Annotated in this window: 4 protein-coding genes and 1 pseudogene; 1 reads left to right on the top strand and 4 read right to left on the bottom strand. The window is 58.9% G+C overall.

From position 1 onward, the window contains the following. Nucleotides 1-143: 143 nt before the first annotated feature. Complete coding sequence (locus Q1B15_RS16625; protein ID WP_299755744.1) at nucleotides 144-395, bottom strand: hypothetical protein; 252 nt, start codon at nucleotides 393-395, stop codon at nucleotides 144-146. Nucleotides 396-545: 150 nt separating this feature from the next. On the opposite strand from Q1B15_RS16625, the gene Q1B15_RS16620 reads away from it, so the two are divergent. Next, complete coding sequence (locus Q1B15_RS16620; protein WP_299755743.1) at nucleotides 546-2519, top strand: cation:proton antiporter; 1974 nt, start codon at nucleotides 546-548, stop codon at nucleotides 2517-2519. On the opposite strand, the gene Q1B15_RS16615 is transcribed toward Q1B15_RS16620, so the two are convergent. The 3 genes and pseudogenes from Q1B15_RS16615 to Q1B15_RS16605 form a co-directional block, all read right to left on the bottom strand. Then, entirely contained in the window at nucleotides 2516-3478 is a 963-nt protein-coding gene (locus tag Q1B15_RS16615; RefSeq protein ID WP_299755741.1) for an acetyl-CoA carboxylase carboxyltransferase subunit alpha, read from the bottom strand. The two genes, Q1B15_RS16620 and Q1B15_RS16615, sit on opposite strands and share 4 nt — an antisense overlap. Before the next feature lie 130 nt (nucleotides 3479-3608). Continuing rightward, a complete protein-coding gene (locus Q1B15_RS16610) occupies nucleotides 3609-4460 on the bottom strand; it encodes a class I SAM-dependent methyltransferase (protein ID WP_299755738.1) in 852 nt (283 codons plus the stop codon). A gap of 24 nt (nucleotides 4461-4484) precedes the next feature. Next, nucleotides 4485-5591, bottom strand: a pseudogene (locus Q1B15_RS16605) (alpha-amylase); the annotation flags it as partial.

Here is a 5591-nt window from a genome sequence, read left to right as displayed (position 1 = left end):
ACGCGGTTCGAGAAAGTCGCGACCTGATTGGCGGGTAGGAAAGCGTGGGCTGCTTCACTGCTGCCCGCCGGAGCAATGGTTGGCAAAAGCGCGACCATGCCAGCGAAAATAATGGCGATAACACGTTTCATTCTGGCGATCCCTTAATCAAGCGATGGTGCGCGGTTGGGGGCAGTCTTCGTGTCCACGATGAGGGGCGCGTTGCCGACTTGCGCAAGGTCAGCGCCTGCGCCGACAACCGTATCGCCGACGGACTCAAGGGCCGAACCGGTGACGTAAAGGGCCGATCCTACAATGACGATTGGGACGGCGACGGCGGTTGAAACACCCGAAGCAATGGCGGCCGAACCGTGGACAGATGCGGCAGCGGCGAGGGTCAAAGTACGAATAAGCATGACGTGCTTCCTTTTATGAACAATGTTCGAGATAATTCTCGATGTCCCCGTTTCACCAGCCTGCAACCCTCCGCCCCTTGACGTGCTGATCCCGTTAGCAAACGGTGCGCTTCCGGGCGTTTGTGCTGTCTGGCGACAAGGAGACTTTCCATGACCGACTTTCTACTGCTTGCTTTCATCTTCCTTGTGGCTGGTGTGATTTCCGTCCCGATTGCCGCGCGACTTGGGCTGGGGTCGGTGCTTGGCTATCTGATTGCCGGCATTGTGATTTCTCCACTTCTGGCGTTGCTCAACGTAGATGTTGTCTCAATTCAGCATTTTGCCGAATTTGGCGTGGTCATGATGCTGTTTCTCGTGGGGCTTGAGCTTGAGCCCAAAAACCTGTGGTCCATGCGGGGTCAGCTTTTGGGGCTTGGCGGGGGCCAAGTCGTATTAACCACGGGCGCGGTGATGGCAGTGGCCCTAGCGTTCGGACAGGTCTGGACGATTGCATTGGCGATTGGACTGGTTCTTGCTCTTTCTTCGACCGCAATCGTTTTGCAGACGTTGAATGAGAAAGGCCTGATGAAGTCGGACGGCGGACAGTCGAGCTTCTCGGTCCTTTTGACCCAGGACATCGCGGTTATTCCGATCCTTGCGTTGGTGCCTTTGCTGGCAATGCCTGACCTTATGGATACCGCTTGGATCGGTACGGACGGGCATGGCGTCACAGAAATCCACGCGACAAACACGACCCAAGGTGCAGACGTCGCGCATGGTGAAAGCCAGAGTGAAGATGACCACGGCGGCGGCGATCATGGGCCGTCGATGAGCCTTGTCGATGGCCTGAACGGTTGGCAAACCGCGCTTGTTACGCTGGCCGCAATTGCTGCGGTTATATTGGGCGGAAACTACCTGACGCGGCCACTTTTCCGCTACATCGCGACGGCGGGGTTGCGGGAATTATTTGTCGCTGCAGCCTTAATGGGGGTGGTCGGGATTGCGTTGTTGATGACGCTTGTCGGGCTGTCCCCCGCTTTGGGGACGTTCCTTGCTGGCGTTGTTCTTGCCAACAGCGAATACCGCCACGAGTTGGAATCCGACATCGACCCCTTTCGCGGGCTGTTGCTTGGGCTGTTCTTCATGACCGTCGGCGCCGGGATCAATTTCCTGCTGCTGTTCGATAACCTTGGCCTTGTGATTGCGATGACGCTTGGACTGATGGCGATCAAAGGGGGCGTTCTGTTCGTTCTGGGCACGCTGTTTGGTCTGCGCGGCACGGACCGATGGTTGCTGACGCTGGGCCTCGCTCAGGCCGGAGAATTCGGCTTTGTGCTGCTTAGCTTCACCGTCGCAAGCTCGGTGATCCCGCAATCCGTGGCGGATCAGCTTTTGCTGGTCATCGCTTTGTCGATGGTGCTGACACCTGCCTTGTTCATTCTGTATGACCGGGTGATTGCGCCGCGCTTCAATACAGCGTTGAACCGCGATCAGGACGAGATCGAAGAGGGGGGCAGCGTGATCATTGCTGGTTTCGGCCGCGTCGGGACAGTGATCGACCGGATGCTGCAATCGGCAGGCTACTCGACCACTGTGATCGACTATAGCTCTGAACAGATCGACACGCTTCGCAAGTTCGGAGCCCGTGCTTACTATGGCGACGCCATGCGCCCTGACCTGTTGGCCGCTGCGGGCATCGCCGAGGCAAAGCTGCTGATTATCTCAATTGATGATCAGGAGAAGATCACCGAGCTGGCCAAATACGCCATTGAGAATTATCCGAACCTTCATGTTATGGCGCGGGCGTGCAACCGCCACCACGTCTATGATCTATATGCTGTCGGGTGCCGGGACATCATCCGCGAAACATATGATGCCTCGATCCGCATGGGTCGATCTGCCTATGTGGCGCTTGGTGTGCCGCAGGGGGCGGCCCAAGCCATGGCGAATGCCTTTGATGAAATGGACCGTAAAGCGATGGTGCAAGTCGCGGGATCGTATATTCCGGGTATCGTGCCGACCGAGAATGCCGCCTACATGGAGGCCGTGCAGGAAGTCCGGGGAACGTGGCAAGATGAGTTGAGCAAGGAAATGACCGCAATCCGGACAGCCGCCACCCCAGCGTCAGATAGCGAAACGAGTTAGGCGGCCAATCCCTTGGCGCCGATATTGAGAAACTTCTTGCGACGCGCGTGGCGCACTTCATCACGCGACAGCGATGAAAGCTTGGAGATCATATCGTCGATGCACTCGCCAACGACTTTGATCGTCGCCTGCGCGCCGCGCTGGGCGCCGCCCAATGGCTCGGCAATAATGCGGTCGATGACGCCAAGTTTGTGAAGGTCCTGAGCAGTCAGGCGCAGCGCTTCCGCAGCTTCGCGCATTTTTTCGGCGTCTTTCCACAGGATCGAGGCGCAGCCTTCCGGCGAGATCACTGAATAGACCGAATGCTCTAGCATTGCGACGCGGTTGGCGCTGGCGAAAGCAACCGCTCCGCCTGATCCGCCTTCACCGATGATAACGCTGACAAGCGGCACGCCAAGTTGCAGGCATTTTTCAGTCGTGCGCGCGATGGCTTCGGATTGACCACGCTCTTCTGCGCCTTTGCCGGGATAGGCACCGGGGGTATCGACCAAGGTCACAACAGGGACGTTGAAGCGGTCGGCCAAGTCCATGAGACGGATGGCCTTACGATACCCTTCGGGGCGCGCCATGCCAAAGTTGCGTTCGATCCGCGACGCGGTATCGTTGCCCTTTTCATGGCCGATCACCATCACCGGGCGTCCGTCGAGCCGAGCAAGTCCGCCCATAATGGAATGGTCGTCAGCGAAGTTTCGGTCGCCGGCAAGCGGTGTGTATTCGGTGAACAAAGCTTCGATATAGTCTTTGCAATGTGGGCGATTTGGGTGCCGGGCAACCTGACATTTCCGCCATGGCGTGAGGTCTTTGTAGAGGTCTTTCAAAAGCTGCTCGGCCTTTTTATCAAGCGCCTTCGCTTCTTTTTCGACGTCCATTTCGTCATTGGCGCGCCCCATAGCACGAAGCTCTTCGGCCTTGCCTTCAATTTCAGCGAGAGGTTTTTCGAACTCGAGGTAGTTCTGCATGCTCGGACCCTTGTCGTTTCGGACCTATATGACGATGCAGTCGTCCAAGAGCAAGGTTTTGCAAGCGGAATTAGGGCTCTGCCCTCGCGAGCGTTGCCCGCTCACCCGGGGTTTTCCGGACCCAAAGAACCTAGGCGGGGCGACTTGCGGTCAGAAGGTTGATGCGGGCAGGGAGAGCGACCGCGCCGTTTGTCTCAAAAGGCGCGAAGCTATCGGTCAGCGTGGCTTCGATTGCGGCAGCGTCTTCAGGCGTACCGTTGAAGTGGTTGATCACGCGACGGGCGGCTCCGATACGAACGCAAAGGCTGGCCATCGCCGATGCGCCGCCGGGGTGATTGAGGAAAACAATGATTTCGCGCCCGCCAACGTTGATGAGGCCACCTGCTTGGAGGCGGGCTTGGGCGAGGTTGATATCGGCGAGACCTAAGGGGCCGGGTGAATTGGGTTCGGGTTTCGGAGGGCGCCCTAAGCGGGCGGAGGCGGCGCGTGCGGGCAGCTCCCAGAACGGGTTGTCTTGTGCAGGCGCCCATGCGGCGAAAGCGATCCTTCCGCCGGGTTTTAGTGCGCGGGCGATGTTGGCGAAGGCCGCAGGGGGATCGTTGAAGAACATGACACCAAAGCGGGAGATGGCGAGGTCAAAGCCTGTAGTGGGCCAGTCTGCGATCTGCGCATCCGCCAAAAGCGTCGACATTTGCGGGACCGTTTGGCCACGCTCGCCCGCGTGCAACAGGAGGGGCTCTGAGATGTCGGTGGCAAGGACGTGACCGTCCGCACCAACGGCGTTGGCCGCAAGGAGCGACAGCGCGCCAGTGCCGCAGCCAATGTCGATGACCTTATCACCGGCGTTCGGCGCTGCGGTCTCCATAACAGCAGAGGCGACATCGGCCATGATCGTGTCGAGTTCTTCCTGCGAAGCGATCCAACTGAGGCCGCTCGGGCCGGACCAGAAGTCACGTCCATCTGCGTTTGGAATGTCCGGCATGTGTCACCTTCTGTTTTGCTGACCTTACCGCAGCCACACGCGCCCGTAAGGGGGCAACGCCACATTACCGTCGGAAAGCGTCACAAGGCGGTCGGACAAGGCATCATAAAGGTCGCGGACGCCCTGCTCCAAGGCCCACTCGCCGGGAACTGCCGTCCAGTTTTCGGTGAAGTTGAACAGGCAAAGCAGCGCTCCGGTGGGGGCCTCGTGGATGATCGCGAAGATGCCTGACTTAGGGGTATCGACGATCTTGGTAGGATACGCTGCATGCAATTCGGGCGTTGCTTTTCGCCGTTCGAGGATGGTTCTGGTGCCTTGAAACACGAGCGCCTCGGGCGTCTTTGCGGCCTCGGTTCGAGCGGCCTGAACGCGCGACCAGTCCATAACAGGGCGATGTATCCAGCGGCTGTCGTGCGATTTTTCCGACTGATCGAGATAGCTTTGATTGTTCAGCATCGCGATCTCATCGCCCATGTAGATCAGCGGGATGCCACCATAGGCGGCGATTAGGGCATGGCCCAGAAGAATGCGGTCAACGCCGCGTTGCACGGCGATTGCGTCTCCGCTTTCCAGCGCAGTTTCCAGGCCCGCAAGTGACGCAAAACTGCCGGACATACGGCTGTCGCCTGTGCCCTCGTTGACGCCAAACAAGACGCCGCGAGAGAAGCTGCCTGGGAAATCACCAGCATAGAAATCGCGCAGGAAGGCGCGGTGACCATGTCCGGTTGCCCCTATAGCGCGGGCGTCCTCGTCAGTGATCGCCCAGCCAATATCATCGTGGCATCGGATGTATGTGGCGTAGGTGGCATTGCGCAAAATTGTCGGAAAATGCGTCCGCAGAATGTGGGTCATGAGCCTTGTGTCGCGCGATGCAAGAGCAGACCAAAACTGCACCATCAGTGAGTTGTGATAGGCGAGGTTGCCCTCCTTGCCGTCGTGCGCGCCGCGCCCGAGGTAGGGCAGCATTTCCTGCGGGCTGACAATCGCTTCTTCCAGGTGGATCACCGCCGGGCAAACAATGCGACACACGGCCCGCAAGGCCTGCAGGATCATGTGGACTTCCGGCTCGGACTGACAGCGCGTGCCCATGCGCTTCCACATGAACGCCACCGCATCAAGTCGCAGGACGTC

This window comes from uncultured Boseongicola sp. (assembly GCF_937988555.1).
Classification (GTDB): domain Bacteria; phylum Pseudomonadota; class Alphaproteobacteria; order Rhodobacterales; family Rhodobacteraceae; genus Boseongicola.
Note: the sequence above shows the minus strand (reverse complement) of the source record. Positions and strands in the feature narration are given on the sequence as shown.

Bases quoted from the DNA above. Each gene is read 5' to 3' on its own strand.
- Q1B15_RS16615 (WP_299755741.1), bottom strand. From the start codon at position 3,478: ATGCAGAACTACCTCGAGTTCGAAAAACCTCTCGCTGAAATTGAAGGC.
- Q1B15_RS16625 (WP_299755744.1), bottom strand. From the start codon at position 395: ATGCTTATTCGTACTTTGACCCTCGCCGCTGCCGCATCTGTCCACGGT.
- Q1B15_RS16610 (WP_299755738.1), bottom strand. From the start codon at position 4,460: ATGCCGGACATTCCAAACGCAGATGGACGTGACTTCTGGTCCGGCCCG.
- Q1B15_RS16620 (WP_299755743.1), top strand. From the start codon at position 546: ATGACCGACTTTCTACTGCTTGCTTTCATCTTCCTTGTGGCTGGTGTG.